Source organism: Halomonas sp. McD50-4 (assembly GCF_022348135.1).
Classification (GTDB): Bacteria; Pseudomonadota; Gammaproteobacteria; order Pseudomonadales; family Halomonadaceae; genus Vreelandella; species Vreelandella piezotolerans.
In genome coordinates this window covers 1-15,634 of record NZ_JAKRFG010000016.1, presented here as the reverse complement: position 1 = coordinate 15,634, position 15,634 = coordinate 1, and the positions used below count along the sequence as shown (strand labels likewise).

General features: G+C 56.8%; 13 protein-coding genes and 1 pseudogene. 10 read left to right on the top strand and 4 right to left on the bottom strand.

The annotated features are described in order from the left end of the window. The first annotated feature begins 29 nt into the window (after positions 1-29). From MHM85_RS16190 to MHM85_RS16180, 3 genes are read left to right on the top strand one after another with little or no spacing between them, the layout of a single operon-like run. Positions 30-470 (top strand): thioesterase family protein, encoded by a 441-nt coding sequence (locus tag MHM85_RS16190; protein WP_139526843.1) that lies wholly within the window; start codon positions 30-32, stop codon positions 468-470. Beyond that, complete coding sequence (locus MHM85_RS16185; protein WP_139526845.1) at positions 471-1,343, top strand: phosphoribulokinase; 873 nt, start codon at positions 471-473, stop codon at positions 1,341-1,343. Positions 1,344-1,393: 50 nt separating this feature from the next. Next, positions 1,394-1,735, top strand: a complete 342-nt coding sequence (locus MHM85_RS16180; protein WP_139526848.1) for a histidine triad nucleotide-binding protein — start codon at positions 1,394-1,396, stop codon at positions 1,733-1,735. Positions 1,736-1,812: 77 nt separating this feature from the next. Here MHM85_RS16180 and ettA read toward each other — a convergent pair whose 3' ends face one another. The 4 genes from ettA to MHM85_RS16160 form a co-directional block, all read right to left on the bottom strand. Continuing rightward, entirely contained in the window at positions 1,813-3,474 is a 1,662-nt protein-coding gene (gene ettA, locus MHM85_RS16175; protein ID WP_239286460.1) for an energy-dependent translational throttle protein EttA, read from the bottom strand. A gap of 151 nt (positions 3,475-3,625) precedes the next feature. Then, positions 3,626-3,838 carry a hypothetical protein gene (locus MHM85_RS16170; protein ID WP_139526852.1) on the bottom strand — a complete coding sequence of 71 codons (213 nt, stop codon included), beginning with the start codon at positions 3,836-3,838 and terminating at the stop codon, positions 3,626-3,628. 226 nt (positions 3,839-4,064) lie between these two features. After that, positions 4,065-4,502 (bottom strand): PAS domain S-box protein, encoded by a 438-nt coding sequence (locus MHM85_RS16165; RefSeq protein WP_139526853.1) that lies wholly within the window; start codon positions 4,500-4,502, stop codon positions 4,065-4,067. Between the two features lie 187 nt (positions 4,503-4,689). After that, entirely contained in the window at positions 4,690-6,003 is a 1,314-nt protein-coding gene (locus tag MHM85_RS16160) for an MFS transporter (RefSeq protein ID WP_239286461.1), read from the bottom strand. 128 nt (positions 6,004-6,131) lie between these two features. On the opposite strand from MHM85_RS16160, the gene MHM85_RS16155 reads away from it, so the two are divergent. The 7 genes and pseudogenes from MHM85_RS16155 to MHM85_RS16125 all read left to right on the top strand — a co-directional run. Next, positions 6,132-6,401, top strand: coding sequence for a SelT/SelW/SelH family protein (locus tag MHM85_RS16155; RefSeq protein ID WP_139526857.1), 270 nt, complete (start codon positions 6,132-6,134; stop codon positions 6,399-6,401). Then, on the top strand, positions 6,398-7,285 hold the full coding sequence (locus MHM85_RS16150; RefSeq protein ID WP_239286462.1) for a DMT family transporter: 888 nt from the start codon (positions 6,398-6,400) through the stop codon (positions 7,283-7,285). The genes MHM85_RS16155 and MHM85_RS16150 overlap by 4 nt, the downstream gene beginning before the upstream one ends. A 270-nt stretch (positions 7,286-7,555) precedes the next feature. After that, on the top strand, positions 7,556-9,364 hold the full coding sequence (locus MHM85_RS16145; RefSeq protein WP_139526862.1) for a TolC family outer membrane protein: 1,809 nt from the start codon (positions 7,556-7,558) through the stop codon (positions 9,362-9,364). Between the two features lie 210 nt (positions 9,365-9,574). Further along, the gene (locus MHM85_RS16140; protein ID WP_239286464.1) at positions 9,575-11,686 is read left to right on the top strand and encodes a type I secretion system permease/ATPase; all 2,112 of its coding nucleotides are present in this window, start codon (positions 9,575-9,577) and stop codon (positions 11,684-11,686) included. After that, positions 11,686-13,115, top strand: a pseudogene (locus MHM85_RS16135) (HlyD family type I secretion periplasmic adaptor subunit). Before MHM85_RS16140 ends, MHM85_RS16135 begins: the two are co-directional and overlap by 1 nt. Further along, complete coding sequence (locus MHM85_RS16130; RefSeq protein WP_044628520.1) at positions 13,115-13,741, top strand: response regulator transcription factor; 627 nt, start codon at positions 13,115-13,117, stop codon at positions 13,739-13,741. The pseudogene MHM85_RS16135 and the gene MHM85_RS16130 overlap by 1 nt, the downstream one beginning before the upstream one ends. Before the next feature lie 191 nt (positions 13,742-13,932). Next, positions 13,933-15,634, top strand: a 1,702-nt coding sequence (locus MHM85_RS16125) for a retention module-containing protein (protein ID WP_239286463.1), incomplete at its 3' end; no start/stop codon positions are given.

The following is a 15,634-nucleotide window of genomic DNA, read 5'->3' as shown; positions in this document are numbered from 1 at the left end:
CATATCGTCACCCGACAAGGAGTAAAGCAATGGAGCGTGTCTCGCTGGACTTCCCTTTGGCAGCGGTCATTCATCGCCATTCGCTGACGGTGCGGGTGACGGATATGAATTATGGCCGCCACTTGGGGCACGATGCCCTGGTGTCGCTGCTTCATGAAGCGCGGGCGAAGGCCTTTATGGCCTTGGATCTGCCGGAGTGGGATATGCACGGCTACCCCAGCGTGGTCGTGGATCTCGCCGTGCAGTATCAACAGGAGGCGCGCTTTCCTGACGCGCTGGTCATCGAAACGGCGGTGCCCGAGCCCGAGGGCAAAGCGTTGACGATCTATCAGCGGGTCATCAAGGCAGATACAGGCGATGTCGTAGCGACCGCGCGAGTCAACAAGCTGCTACTGGACCTGGCGGTGGGGCGGCCGGTGGCGATTCCCGATGCGCTAAAGCAAACGCTGGCGGATGCCCGGGGGGGATAAATGTCGCGAGAATATCCCATCATCGCGGTGACGGGCTCGTCAGGGGCGGGGACCACGACCGTCCGCCGCAGTTTCGAGCGCATGTTCCTCCGTGAAGACGTGCATGCGGCCATGGTGGATGGCGACGCTTTCCACCGCTATACCCGCGATGATCTCAAACGTATTTTCCGCGAAGAGCCGGAGCGTAAGGACGAGCTGTCTCATTTTGCCGTCGAGGCCAACCTGCTCGACCGCTTGGAAGGCCTGTTCATCGAGTACGGAGAGCACGGTACCGGCACGTTTCGGCACTACATTCACGCGGAAGACAAGCAGAAAATCGAGGCGGGTTATCGCGTAGGCACTTTCACCGAGTGGCAGTCACTGCCCTGCGGTACCGATCTGCTCTTTTATGAAGGGTTGCATGGCGGCTTGGTGACGCAAGAGTACGATATTGCCCGTCACGTCGATTTGCTGGTCGGCGTGGCACCGACGATGAACCTGGAGTGGATTCAAAAGATCGACCGTGACACCAAACTGCGCGGCTACTCTCAGGAAGCGGTCATTGATACCATTTTGGGGCGTATGGATGATTACGTGCGCTATATTCAGCCGCAGTTTTCGCGTACTCACATCAATTTCCAGCGGGTGCCCACGGTCGATACCTCCAACCCCTTCGAAGTGCAGGATATTCCCACCGATGCCGAGTCGTTCGTGGTGATTCGTTTTCGTGACCCGTCGACGGTGGATTTTCCATGGCTGCTGGCGATGATCCAAGATTCTTTTATGACCCGTCCGCATACCCTGGTGGTGCCCGGTGCTCGTATGTCCTTGGCGATGGAGCTGATACTCGCACCGCTGGTTCGCCACCTGCTATCGCAGCGCCGTTTTCGCTAAGGCGGCGCTGCTCGACCGACCATAAACGCGCCAAACGTAAGGAGGCTGCGATGGAGTGCCTATTCTGTAAAATCATTAACCGCGAGATTCCGGCAGACATCGTGTTCGAGGATGAGCACGTACTGGCGTTCAACGATATTAACCCCCAGGCGCCAACGCATCAGCTCATCATTCCTAAAAAGCACATCCCAACGCTAAACGATATCGAAGCAGACGACGTGGCGCTCGTAGGTCGCTTACAGCACACCGCGGCACAGCTCGCCAAACAGCAAGGCTTCGCGGAAGACGGCTATCGAGTGGTGATGAACTGCAATGAGATGGGTGGGCAGACCGTCTACCATATTCATATGCATCTACTGGGCGGTCGTGAGTTTACTTGGCCTGCGGGGTGAGACGTTCGTCAGACACGTTTCCATCGTCATAAAAAAGCCCTGCATGAGCAGGGCTTTTTGCGTCGAGGAGCACGACGTTAGGCGTCGATACGCTTGTACTTCATGCGCTTCGGCGTGTCGTTACCGACGCGTTTTTTGTGGTCCTCTTCGTACTCGGTGTAGTTACCGTCGAAGAACACCACTTCGGAATCACCTTCGAACGCCAAAATGTGCGTGGCGATTCGATCCAGGAACCAACGGTCGTGAGAGATCACCATCGCGCAGCCGGGGAAGGCGAGCAACGCCTCTTCCAGAGCGCGCAGCGTTTCGATGTCCAGGTCATTCGAGGGCTCATCCAGCAACAGTACGTTAGCCCCCTGTTTCAGGGTCTGCGCTAGCTGCAGGCGACCCCGCTCACCGCCGGACAGCTCATCCAAACGTTTTTGTTGGTCGTTGCCCTTGAAGTTGAAACGGCCCACGTAGGCGCGTGAGGAGACTTCATAGCCGTTGATATTGAGAATGTCCTGCCCGTCTGACACGGCTTCCCAAACGGTCTGTTTATCGTCTAGCGCATCGCGCAACTGCTCGACGTAAGCGATGTCGACGGTTTCACCGATCGCCACCTCACCGGCATCCGGCTGTTCTTTACCGGTGACCAGCTTGAACAGTGTCGATTTACCCGCGCCGTTACCACCCACGATCCCGACGATGGCGCCAGGGGGGATGGTGAAGGAGAGGTCTTGGTAGAGCAGCTTGTCATCGAAACGCTTGGTGACGTTGTGGAACTCGATCACCTTGTCACCCAGGCGCGGGCCAGGCGGAATGTAGATCTCGTTGGTCTCGTTACGCTTCTGGAAGTCGCCAGACTGCATTTCTTCGAAGCGGTTAAGGCGCGCTTTGCTCTTCGCCTGGCGGCCTTTGGCATTGCTGCGCACCCATTCGAGCTCTTGCTTGATGGCTTTCTGACGAGACGCTTCTTGCTTCGCCTCTTGGGTCAGGCGCTGCTCTTTCTGCTCCAGCCACTGGGAGTAGTTGCCTTCGAACGGAATGCCCTGCCCACGGTCAAGCTCGAGAATCCAGCCCGCAACGTTGTCCAAGAAGTAGCGGTCGTGGGTGATTGCCACGACGGTGCCATTGTAGTCGTGCAAAAAGCGCTCCAGCCAAGCCACGGACTCTGCATCCAGGTGGTTGGTGGGCTCGTCGAGTAACAGCATGTCAGGGCTGGAGAGCAGCAGACGACAGAGCGCCACACGGCGACGCTCACCGCCAGAGAGGTTGCCGACTTTGGCCTCCCACGGCGGCAGGCGTAGGGCTTCGGCGGCCACTTCTAGTTTGCGCTCGATATTATGCGCGTCTGCCGCTTCGATGATGTTCTCCAGACGTGCTTGCTCGCTGGCAAGGGCATCGAAGTCCGCGTCAGGTTCGGCGTAAGCGGCGTATACCGCATCGAGCTTTTCCTGTGCTTCTTTGATGGCACCCAGCGCTTCTTCGACGGTATCACGGACGTTTTTCTCGTCATCTAGCTGCGGCTCCTGGGGCAAATAGCCCACATTGATACCGGGCATCGGACGAGCTTCACCTTCAAACTCTTTATCGACACCGGCCATAATGCGCAGCAGCGTGGATTTACCGGCACCGTTCAAACCCAGCACGCCAATTTTGGCGCCGGGGAAGAACGAGAGCGAAATATCCTTGAGAATTTGCTTTTTGGGCGGCACGACTTTGCCGACCCGGTTCATGGTGAATACGTATTGCGCCATGGAAATCCGTTAGGTTGTAGTAAAAGCGAGACCAGCAAGAGGCTGGCTTGGTGCACAGATGATAGTGCCCCGCGCGGCTAAAGGCCAGTAAACCCGCGTTGCAAGAGGCGCCCAAAAAGAAGGGCACGTCTAGGTGCCCTCCGGGTCATCATTACTCTTCTTCGTCCCAGTCGTCTTCGATCGCCCGCTGCAGGCGACGCTCTTCCAGCCACGCTTCTACTTGGCGACGTGCACGCAGGGTATCCGCTTTACTGGGTTTGCTTTTACCATAGTGGTCGTCGTTGACGGCATCCACAGTGTCGAAATCGTCTGCGTCAAGACCGTCGTTGGTATAGGTGTCACGATTTAAGGGGTCACGGCTCATGGTATGCCCTCCAACCCAAGCCGGCGCACCGGCATCACAACGGCTTCTTACGCTATAGGAAAATGCGTAAAAAGCGCCTAACGCTCATTAAGCGCCTAGGCGCTATATAGCGCCACTGGGTTGGAAGTTCAAGCGTTTTTGACGCATGTGTCATGATTGTGGCGTGGGAGCGGTCTCTAATCGTCTGAGTATTACTTATTCTTGTCGGTGCGATGACGGTGAGACGTTACTCTGCGTGCTCCTGCTGCTTTTTCAATTCTGCCAGGGCTAGCTGCGCTTCGACACGCTCCGTTACGTCCTTTTGCACCCCGATGTAGTACATCAGCTTATCGGCTTCATCGTATACCGGGGTGATGGAGAGTTCGTTCCAAAACATCGTGCCATCTTTACGGTAGTTACGTAGCACTTCGCGGGAGGGGCGACCGTCCTGCAGTGCCTCACGTATCGACATGAGCGCATCCTGATCGCGATCTTCGTTTTGTAGAAAGCGGCAGTCGCGATAGAGGATTTCGTCTGCACTGTAGCCCGTCAAACGCTCGAAGCCTTTGTTCACGTAAATCAGAATGTTTTCGTCACCTTCCTGCTCTGCAACGACAATGCCATCTTCAGAAGCGTCAACAATGCGTTCGAGTAACTCCGGGCTTATCAAGGGAGATCGTTTCATCAATGGGTTCCTGTTGCTTCTCGTCTTTCTCCGCCATGGCGCTGTGCGTCAGCGCGGGGCGCTCTTTAGTGCAGGACGATGCCGTCTTTAACACCATCAAACAAAAATAGGATAGCAAAAAAACAGCTAGCCACCGTGATTTGCTGACCATCATGGCGAGCGTCGATCGGCTTTGCAATCGGCAATATCACTCCGCTTCGGGGAGTCGGTGCGCGCTAAGCATGGCGCCGAGGGCTATCAACGCCAAAATCACCAGCAGCATAGCGCTGCCTAACCACTGTGCCAATGCGCCAATCATGCCACCAACGATGAGCATTAGCACACCAGTAAAGGTATTGGAAAGCGCAACGTATAGCGCTCTATTGTCTTGGTTAGCGATGTCGACCAAATACGTTTTGCGCCCCAAGCGCACGCCGTGGTGAACCACCACCAATAGAGCGTAGACACCCGCATAAGGCAGCACGCTCTGCGTCCAACTGCCTGGCAACCAGGCGATCAGAGCTGCCAGCAGGCAACACATAGCCGTGCCGATGGCCGCGTCGCGCATGACCCGACGGCTGGAGCGGTCCGCTCTTTTTCCCCAGATGGGGCTTGCCACCATCGCGGCCAATCCCGACACCACTACCAAAATGCCCAGCCCGCCCAGCTCGGTGCCACTTTGCTGCTGCCCCAGCAGTGCCAGGTAGGGCAGGGCGAGCGCGCTAGAGAGCAGCAGCGCACGCGCCACGTTGAAGTGAAGAAACGTAGTGTCTTCGCGCATTAGAGACATGCCGAGTTTGATGCTATCCCAGGCGTTTTCACCGCCTTCCACGGCGCCTGGCACCTCTTTGATGCGCGCAGCGCACAGCGAGTTGATCAGCCACCCCGCTGCGGCCACGCTTAGCAGAATGGCTAAGGCAATATTCCCGGGACGGTCGCCAAAGAGGACTAAGACACCCCCGGCTATGAGCGTGGCGGCACCGGCGATGCTGCCACTCCAACCCATCAGCGTACCGCGGCGGCGTTTGGCAATGGTTTTGCCGAGCACGTCTTTCGTAGCAATTGACGAGAGTCCGCGCGCTAATGACAGCATGACGAGTACGGCCAGCACCAGCCCGCCGCCAAGTGCTCCGTGGCCGATCAAGGCAAGCAGTGCTAACAGGGCGGCGGCCACGGCCTGAAGAGTGGCCCCCGCGACCCACACCCATTTACGCTGGGGCTTCAAACGAATGAAGCCGGCGACGAACAGTTGGGGGAGCAGGGCGCCTGCCTCGCGGATGGGAACGAGTAACCCCACCATCCAGACCGGTGCGCCGATGATGCCCAGCAGCCAGGGCAGGACCAGACGAGCGCTCGAGAGTTCGTCGGCGAGTTTATTGCCCAGCGATGCCAACAGGTGAAGAAAAAAGTTGCGCGGCTGTTCCTGACAAGCGCCGTCAGGAATGTCGTCGCACATCCGGCTGTCGTCATCGCCAGTAAGCCACTCATAAAGCTGCGTTTGTGAAACATCCGGTTGGGCCATCATCGGTTCCTTGGAGGTTTACTCATACAAGATGACAGAATACCCTCAGGATGCCACATAATGCTGGCAAAAGGGGTTAGTCAGCGCCGCTGCGCAGTAAAAGGAACCGATCGATAAGGATTTGCACAATGGCCCGCATTCATATTCGCTACTGCACACAGTGTCAGTGGCTGCTACGCAGCGCTTGGTATGCGCAAGAACTTCTCTCTACGTTTGGTGAGCAGTTGACAGAAGTCGCGCTCTCACCCTCTCACGGCGGTACTTTCGAGATCTGGTGTGATGACTCGCTTCTCTGGGAGCGTAAGCGAGATGGTGGGTTTCCCGACATTAAAACGCTCAAACAGCAGGTGCGCGACCAGATCGATCCTGCCCAAGACCTGGGGCATATCGACCGATGACGCAAGATCAGCAGGCAGTACTGTATGGCTTGGGCGCCGTCGCGCTTTGGTCGACCGTGGCGACGGCATTCAAAGTCGCCCTGGCCTGGATGAGCCCGCTTGAACTCATGTGGTTGGCCGCTCTGGTGTCCTGGATGCTAATGGGCGCCATCGTCGTCAAGCAAGGGCATATGCGCGTTGCGCTACGCTGGGGGTGGGGGACGGCGCTTTGGGCTGGGTTAATGAACCCCGTGGCTTACTACTTGTTGCTATTTGCTGCCTATGACCGGCTACCTGGCCAAGAGGCCATGGCGCTCAACTATACATGGGCACTGGCGATGGCTTTTTTGGCAGTGCCGCTGCTGGGACATCGTCTCACCCGCTCGGATGTAGGGGCTGGTTTGGTGGCTTACAGCGGCGTTTGGGTCATTGCTACCCGAGGAGAGGTCTTCAACGTTGCTTTCGAAGATCCTCTGGGGGTCGTTTTCGCGTTGGCATCGACACTGGTATGGGCGCTTTACTGGCTGCTCAATGCGAAAGACGCGCGGCAGCCGTTGGTAGGGCAGTGGCAGAATTTCAGTGTTGGGTTACCTGTTTTAACACTATTGTTACTTTTTGGCCCTGGCCTGCAGTGGCACGGGTGGTCTGCGCTTGGGGCTGGTGCGTATGTCGGCCTCTTCGAAATGGGCGTTGCGTTCGTGCTTTGGCAAATGGCCGTGCAGAGCGTTTCACGAACTGCCAAGGTCTCTAATCTGATCTTCTTGTCGCCGCCTGTCTCCCTTTTGCTGCTGTTCTTGGTCGTCGGTGAGCCAATGCGGCTGTCTACCCTAGTGGGTTTAATACTGATTCTGTGCGGGTTGGCGATTCAACAGATTCCCCAAGCACGGCGTGAGCCAGCGCTGTAGTGTGTTTTTTTGGCCGCTTATTGTAAATTTTTGTGACTTTTGTTTTTATAGCTTGTCACTGCCGCTAATACGATTAATTTAAGCTAATATCATCCCGTTAGGGTGATTTAACTAAGACAATATCACCAGCGACGATAGCCAGCTTCATGTTGATCTGGCAGTGTTTAGTCGGGGTAAGCAGCCCAGGGGGTGACAATGTGTCGTGTGTTGTTACGAAGGAAAGGCGACTTGCTCATCGGTAGCGAAAACGTTCATTAGGGATCTCTGGCCATGAAAGACAACGTTACAACGAAACGCACACCTCTCTCACTTCAGCGCGCTGTCCGACCCTGGACACTGACCACGCTTGCCTGTTTACCGCTGACGGCGCTTGCCCAGCAGCTGCCTTCTACGCTGTACGCGCCTGGTATGACCGATCTCAATACCACAATTCAGCAAACGATCGTGAGTAACCCGCAGGTCAATGCAGCTTGGAACAATTTTAGCGCGGCGGGAAGTGATGTGCGCGTGGCTCAGGGTAACTACCTGCCGTCGATCGACGTGACGGCCGGGGTGGGGCGCCAAGACCAGCAAAACGATGGACGTGGCAGTTACAGCAGTGACTTTGCCGAGCTCACTCTGACGCAAATGGTATTCGATGGCTTTGCGACACGCAGCGAAGTAGAGCGCTTGGATCGTACGCGCCTCATCGCTTACTTCGAGTTGCTGGGGGCCAGCGAAACGGTAGCGCTGGAAGCGTTTGAAACCTATCTAGATGTCTTGCGATTCCGAGAAATGGTCCGCTTGGCGCAAGATAACTATCGCGAACACCAGCGTGTTTTCTCGCAGATCGAAGAGCGTGCACTGTCTGGTGCTGGGCGTGGAGTGGATCTGGAGCAAATCAGCGGTCGTTTGGCGCTGGCCGAATCCAATTTGATGACCGAAGCTTCGAACCTGCATGATGTGACGGCACGTTACCAGCGGATCGTCGGTGAGCTACCACCGCAAAATATGTCGCCTGCACCCTCGCTGGCTGACGAGCTGCCCAGCGATGTCAGCGAAGCAGTGCGAATGGCCTTTGAGGGCAATCCCGATTTCCATGCGGCCATTGAGAACATTGCCGTTCAGCGTGCTGAGCAAAATGCCGCTCGTGCCGCCTTCATGCCACGCCTGGATATTCAAGGCCGTACCGGTACCAATAACCAAGACGACTCGATCGCTGGTCGCAGCGATGAGCACAGCATTCAGCTCGTGGCAAGCATGAACCTCTATCGCGGTGGTTCTGATAGTGCCGCGTTCGAAGCTGCCACGACGCGCATCGAGCAGGCCGTCAATCAGCGTGAAGTGGCGTGTACCAATGTCCGTCAGACGACACAAATCGCCTACAACGATACGCAGCGTCTTAATGAGCAGTTGCGCTATCTCAACGACCACCGCCAATCCATCGATCGCGTGCGTGGCGCTTATCAGCAGCAGTTCGATATTGGCCAGCGCACCCTTTTGGACGTGCTGGACAGTGAGAATGAGTACTTCGAGGCCAGCCGTGCCTATGCCAATGCGGAATTCGACCTGACACTGGCCCAGGCGCGGACGCTGGCCGCCATGGGGCAGCTCATGCAAACGTTGGAAGTGGTCCGTGAAGACATTCCAACCTTGGCAGAGTTGGGCTACGAAGATTTAGCGCAAGACCCTGAGATGGCCTGCGCTACCGATGGCCCGCGTGGCTTCACTCTGGAAGATTTCACCCGTGGCATTTCCGCTTCGTCGTTGTCCAGCGACACGCTCACCACCGCCTACAACGAGCCGAGTGAGCCAGTCGTGATGCCAATCGATGCGCCTGTGTACGCCAACGCAGCGGTTGAGCCTGAGGCCATCGAGAGCAGTCTCTATATTCAAGTCGCCTCGCTAAGTGCCGCTGAGCGCGCTCAACAGTTAAGCGTTGAGTTAGGAGAGCAGCTAACAAGCCAGTCACGGGTGTATGCGTCGGCGGGAAATTATCGCGTTCAACTGGGGCCGGTGGCCTCGTTCAGTGATGCTCAGGCGCTACAGCAAACGCTACAACGAATGGGGTATGGTGATGCCTTTGTCACCAATGGTTAGAGCATCCAGCGTCTATGAGTAACTAGCCATCCTCTGAGCCTGCCGCGCAGGGCGGCAGGCAAGCACTACCCATTGGGTGTGTAATACGAGTCGCTTAATGCGTTTTAGGGTAATGAGGTCTTTGTGACACAACCAAACCTGAGTAGGGCGGAGGCTCCCCATTCGCGATCGGATGAAATCAGCCCCAATGAACTAGAGGGGCGTGATGAGCTGCTTGAGTGCCTCAAGGTAATCGCTTCTTTTCATCAACATGAAGTGTCATCGGAAGCACTTCGGGCAGGCCTGCCGTTGGAACAGGGCAAATTGACGCCCTCGGTGTTTGGGCGAGCTGCCTCACGGGCGGGTTTGACGGCTAGAATTACTAAAAGTCGGCTGTCTGGACTGAATCCAGCGCTATTCCCGGTGATTCTTCTGCTCGAACCCGGCCGAGCCTGTGTCTTGTTGGGGCTGGATCTTAAGCAGAAAAGAGCCCGCGTCATTTTTCCCGAACTCTCAGAGTCGGACGTCGACATTTCTCTCGACGAGCTTTACGCGGGTTATAGTGGCGAGGCTATTTACGTTCGCCCAAAGTTTTTAGCTGATAACGCATCCGAGCCGGGCGTTAAAAAACGCCGTGACCAGCACTGGTTTTGGGGCGTTATTCGTGAAAATCGTCGGCTTTACCGCGATATCGTTCTGGGGTCGGTGGCGATTAACGTATTCGCCATCGCCATGCCCCTATTCGTTCTCAATGTTTACGATCGTGTCGTGCCTAACCAAGCAACAGAAACGCTTTGGGTGCTCGCCGTCGGTATTTTTATCGTTCTCTGCTTCGACTTGGCCCTAAGGCTAATGCGAAGCAGCTTTGTCGACTTGGCCGCCAGCCGGGCAGACGTCAAGCTCTCATCAAGTATCATGGCCAAATCACTGGGGCTGCGTTTGGAAGAGCGGCCCGCCTCGACGGGGTCCTTCACCTCCACGCTTCAGTCGTTCGAATCAGTGCGTGCCTTTATCGGTTCTGCAACCATCCTAGGCATCGTGGACTTACCGTTCGTGCTGATGTTTGCCGCCATTATTGCGCTGATCAACCCCTGGCTCGTGCTCCCTGTACTGGTTGGGATCGTATTCGTATTGCTCTACGCCTTGGCGGCTCAAGGAAAGCTCCACGAACTTTCGCAAACGACCTGGGAGGTCGGCGCGCAGCGTAACTCGCTCTTGGTCGAGTCCATCTCCCAGTTGGAAAACGTCAAAGCGTTACGGGCCGAAAGTCGCATCCAGCGTCATTGGGAAAAAGCGTCGGCCTTTCTATCCAAGACCGGCGCGCAATTGAAAATGGTCAGCACGTCGGTCTCTAACGTCGCTCAGTGGGCACAGCATAGTGTGGCCGTTTGCGTCATCATCGTCGGGGTGTATCAAATCATCCAGGGGAATCTGACTCAGGGTGGCCTGATCGCTGCCTATATGCTCTCTTCGCGAGCCATGGCGCCTATCAGTCAAGCCGCTGCACTGCTGGCTCAGTATCATCAATCCTCCACCGCACTAGAGTCATTGAATGCGGTCATGAATAAAAAGGTAGAGCGGCACGAAGGCAAGGCGTACGTAGAAAAGCCCAGCTTTGCAGGCAATATTCGCCTTGAAAAAGTGACGTTACGCTATCCCAATGAAGAGCGTGACGCCTTGAAGGATGTTTCTGTTACGGTCAAAGCGGGCGAAAAAGTGGCGCTCCTGGGGCGCATTGGCTGTGGAAAATCGTCGCTCAATAAACTCGTGCTAGGTTTTTATCAGCCCACCGCCGGGGCGGTGCTGGTCGATAATGTCGATATTCGTCAGCTCGACCCGTTACAACTACGCCGCCACATAGGCTATGTGCCTCAGGATGTCAGCCTATTTTCAGGCTCGCTGCGTGACAATATCGTGGCAGGGGGTGGTAGTGACCGAGTGGATGACGATGCGCTGCTGCGGGCCATCGAGCTAGCGGGGCTGGAAAGCTTGGTCAACAGCCATCCTCATGGCGTCGATCTGCAGGTAGGCGAGCGCGGCCAAGCGCTATCGGGTGGGCAGAAACAGTCGGTTGCCATTGCCCGCGCGTTGGTTCAAGACCCGCCCATCTTATTACTGGACGAGCCTACCAGCTCTATGGATAACGCCAGTGAAGAGACGTTCAAAGCCAATCTAAAAAACGTCGCAGCAGGCAAAACCATTCTCGTCGTAACGCATCGTACCTCGCTACTCTCTCTGGTGGATCGTATTATCGTCATGGATGCAGGTAAAGTCGTCGCCGACGGTCCGCGGGATACCGTGGTGGAAGCGCTGCGCAAAGGCCAAATCGGGAGGGCTTCGTAATGGCGCGTAAATCCTCCTCGACATCCGAACAAAAAGGCTTTGAAGCGATTGGGCGCTTCTCTGAAAAGGGCCAAAAACCGTTTCGACCCTTTATGGATCGCCTGTTTGCCAAACGAGTGACCTCCGCGCACCTCAATCGTGACTGGGCGAGCGACACCGACTGGGCGCGAATGCAGCAAGAGCCCATTCGGGCGCGGCTGTTTCTTTATACGGTTCTGTTGGCGATCGTGGCGCTGCTGATATGGTCTTACTTTGCCGCTATTGATGAAGTGACCCGCGGGTCTGGACGGGTGATTCCTGCCAGCCAACTTCAGCGTATCCAGTCCTTTGACGGCGGGGTGATCGAACAGATCATGGTGCGGGAAGGGCAGATGGTGAGCGCCGGTGAGGTGCTGATGCAGATCGACCCGACCCGGTTCGTCTCGGATTTTCGTGAAAATCGCGCCCAGCGATTCGCTTTGGAAGCCCGCGCTGAACGTCTGCGTGCGCTGGCGACCGGTACGGCTTTCGAGCCCTCCGAAGAGCTACGCCAGGAAGTGCCCAACATCGTCATGCAAGAGCGTGAGGTATACGAGAGCCGACGCGAAGAGCTGGCGAGCAAAAGAACGTGTTAGAAGATCGCGTTCGCCAGCGCGAGCAGGAGTTGCGTGAGGCAGAGTCACGACGGGATACCGCTGCGCGTGAGGCTAGCATGGCCAGCCAGGAGCTGAACCTGACGCGGCCACTGCTGGCCTCGGGAGCGGTTTCTGAAGTCGAGGTGCTGCGTTTACAGCGGGAAGTTTCACGAGCATCTGGTGAGAGGAGTCAGGCCGATGCAGCGGTTGCCCGCCTGCAGGCAGCCGTCGAGGAGGCGCAAACGCAGCTGCGAGAGCTGGATGCCGAGCGTCGAAGCGAGTGGCGTAATGACCTCGCGCAAGCGCTGGGCGAGCTCAACGCACTACAGCAGTCGGGTACGGGGCTGCAGGATAGAGTGCGGCTGACGGAAATTCGCTCGCCGGTGGATGGCATCGTGCAGCGTATTCACATCAATACCATTGGCGGTGTTGCCCAGCCTGGCCAGGAAGTGGTGGAAATCGTGCCTACCGATGATCAACTGCTCGTGGAAGCACGGATTGCGCCTCAAGACATCGCCTTCCTTCACCCAGGCCAGCCAGCCACCATCAAGCTCACCGCCTACGACTATGCCATCTACGGCGGTCTACAGGCAGAGCTTGAGCACATCAGTGCCGATACCATCACCGATGATGACGGCAACACGTTTTATCTGGTGCGAGTGCGCAGCTTAGAGAATGAAAACGTAGCCGACCGGCTGCAGGTAATACCGGGCATGACGGCGCAGGTCGATATCGTCACCGGTAAGCGAACGGTGATGCAGTTTATGCTGAAACCTGTTTTAAGGGCGTGGCGAGATTCCATGGGGGAGCGCTGATGAAACACTGGTTTATCACAACAGATGGCAGTTTAAAGGCGCGGTGGAAAAAAGCGTTCCAAAATGTAGGAGCTTCGACGCCAGCCACCTACGAGCATCAGATATCACCCAACGATCTCGCTTGGCTCTCGACGACCGTCGAGAGCTGGCCCTCACTACTGCCTAAATTAGTCGAACAGGGTGCCATTGTCGTGGTGCTTAGCTACACCCCTGATGACCGAGAGGCGCTGAGTGCACTGGATCTGGGCGCAAGAGGCTATGTGCACACCCTGGCCGCCGCCGATGTGCTCAACCAAGTGGCGCTGGTCGTTACGAACCAGGGAGTCTGGGTAGGGCAAGAGTTACTGGCTAAAGTACTTGGCGGTACGTTCAAAGCTCTTCAGCAGCGTGTTGATCATGACCGCTACCAGCATAGCGATTACTTAGGGCTGCTGACCGAGCGAGAGCGCGGTGTTGCACTCGCGGTTGCGCGTGGTGCTACCAACAAGGAAGCGGCCCGCCAGTTGGATATCACCGAGCGAACGGTGAAAGCGCATTTGAGTGCTATTTTCAAGAAGTTGGAGGTGCGTGATCGGTTGCAATTGATCCTCAAATTAGCGCCAGTAGCAGAGCAGGCAGATATGTAGCTCGACTGCCGAAACGTGACAATCTCCTATATATACGTTTACTACCACGAGGCCTTAAGGGCCTCGTTTTTTTGTCCATCGGTACAATACTTTTTTGTTCCATACCCTCCTAATCTCGCTGTATATGCCACCGATCTATCTAGTCCCAACGTACTAGCGGGCGGCAACCTACAACGAGTGAGGAGTGACACATGGCGACGGCAACGGTTATCGCGATTACAGGTCAAGCATGGGCGCGTGACGAAGACGGCAACCTACGCGAATTGCGTATCGGGGATGTCCTTCAGGAAGGTGAAACGCTCATTACCTCTGCCGACGGCCGTGTCGAACTCGACTTTGCTGACGGCACGGGCGCTAACGTCGTCGAAGGTGGCCAAGAAGTCGCCGTCACATCCGATCTCGTCAGCGACTTGATCGTTGCCACCGATGCCAGTGCGCAAGATGACGATCTAGAAGCACTCCTCGCCGCGCTCGATGACGAAGATGGTGACCTGCTCGATATCCTAGACGCGACAGCCGCAGGTGCGGGTGCCGGCGGTGGCGGCGGTGGTGGCAACAGCTTCGTACGTGTTGCCCGTATCGCCGAAGAGACCGACCCCCTTAGCTTTAGTACAGAAGGCGGCTTAGAAGGCGCCGAGTTCGTTGAGTTTGATGGTGGTGCCGTTGCGGCTGACGATGGGGAGGATGTGACTGTTCCCACCCCTGCTCCAGAGCCCGGTGCTGACGTTGAGATTATTTTGACGGCTCCTCAGCAGGTGACAGAAGGTCAGCAGATTACGATAACTGCCACTGTCAGTGTTGCACCACAAGGCAGCCCGCTAGTGATTACGCTCAGCAACGGGCAGCAGATCACTATTGCCATTGGTGAGACTACCGGCAGCGTTACGTTCGATAGCCGTCCAGATGATGCCTACTTGCAGGGTGATGGATCAATTGCGATTGGCATTGATACGGCCACGGGAGGCGGATATGACACTATCGATACCACCTCTGAAGCCAATGTGATTGTTAGCGATGATAATGACATCACCACCATTACATTGACCGTTCCGGAAACCGTCACCGAAGGCGAGCCGATCACCGTCAGCGCGAGTGTTAATAACGCCCCGCAAGGCAGCCCGCTGGTCATTACGCTCAGCAACGGCCAACAGATCACCATCGCCGTGGGCGAGACCACCGGCAGCGTGACCTTCGAGAGTCGTGCTGACGATGTTTACCAGCAAGGCACCGACACGCTGAACCTGAGCATCGAGAGCGCCGAAGGCGGTAACTACGAAGCTCTCGACAGTGACGCCACCGCCGCGGTCACCATCAACGATGACGCCGACGCTACCACCATCACGCTGAGCGCCCCGAGCGCCGTCACCGAAGGCGAGCCGATCACCGTCAGCGCGAGTGTTAATAACGCCCCGCAAGGCAGCCCGTTGGTCATTACGCTCAGCAACGGCCAACAGATCACCATCGACGTGGGCGAGACCACCGGCAGCGTGACCTTCGAGAGCCGTGCTGACGATGTTTACCAGCAAGGCACCGACACGCTGAACCTGAGCATCGAGAGCGCCGAAGGCGGCAACTACGAAGCTCTAGACAGTGACGCCACTACAACAGTCAGCGTCGTCGACGATAATGACACCGTCACCGCCACCCTGAGTGCCGACGCCTCCAGCGTGGCCGAAGGCGGCACCGTCACCTACACCGTCACCCTAACCGGCCCGCAAGGCGCCGACCTCACGGGCCACAACGGCCTCGAGTTCCGCCTGGCCGATGGCAGCACCGTCACCATCGCCGCCGGACAGCTCAGCGGCAGCACCACCGTGACCGCCGCCGATGACGCCTTCGTGGGCGGCCAGGACACCCTGGTCAACCGCATCGACGCGGTGCTCAACAACAGCG

Excerpts from the sequence above, each read along its gene's own strand:
- MHM85_RS16180 (WP_139526848.1), top strand. The coding sequence starts at position 1,394 with ATGGAGTGCCTATTCTGTAAAATCATTAACCGCGAGATTCCGGCAGAC.
- MHM85_RS16150 (WP_239286462.1), top strand. The coding sequence starts at position 6,398 with ATGACGCAAGATCAGCAGGCAGTACTGTATGGCTTGGGCGCCGTCGCG.
- MHM85_RS16160 (WP_239286461.1), bottom strand. The coding sequence starts at position 6,003 with ATGGCCCAACCGGATGTTTCACAAACGCAGCTTTATGAGTGGCTTACT.
- MHM85_RS16130 (WP_044628520.1), top strand. The coding sequence starts at position 13,115 with ATGAAACACTGGTTTATCACAACAGATGGCAGTTTAAAGGCGCGGTGG.
- MHM85_RS16190 (WP_139526843.1), top strand. The coding sequence starts at position 30 with ATGGAGCGTGTCTCGCTGGACTTCCCTTTGGCAGCGGTCATTCATCGC.
- MHM85_RS16165 (WP_139526853.1), bottom strand. The coding sequence starts at position 4,502 with ATGAAACGATCTCCCTTGATAAGCCCGGAGTTACTCGAACGCATTGTT.
- MHM85_RS16170 (WP_139526852.1), bottom strand. The coding sequence starts at position 3,838 with ATGAGCCGTGACCCCTTAAATCGTGACACCTATACCAACGACGGTCTT.
- ettA (WP_239286460.1), bottom strand. The coding sequence starts at position 3,474 with ATGGCGCAATACGTATTCACCATGAACCGGGTCGGCAAAGTCGTGCCG.
- MHM85_RS16155 (WP_139526857.1), top strand. The coding sequence starts at position 6,132 with ATGGCCCGCATTCATATTCGCTACTGCACACAGTGTCAGTGGCTGCTA.
- MHM85_RS16185 (WP_139526845.1), top strand. The coding sequence starts at position 471 with ATGTCGCGAGAATATCCCATCATCGCGGTGACGGGCTCGTCAGGGGCG.
- MHM85_RS16145 (WP_139526862.1), top strand. The coding sequence starts at position 7,556 with ATGAAAGACAACGTTACAACGAAACGCACACCTCTCTCACTTCAGCGC.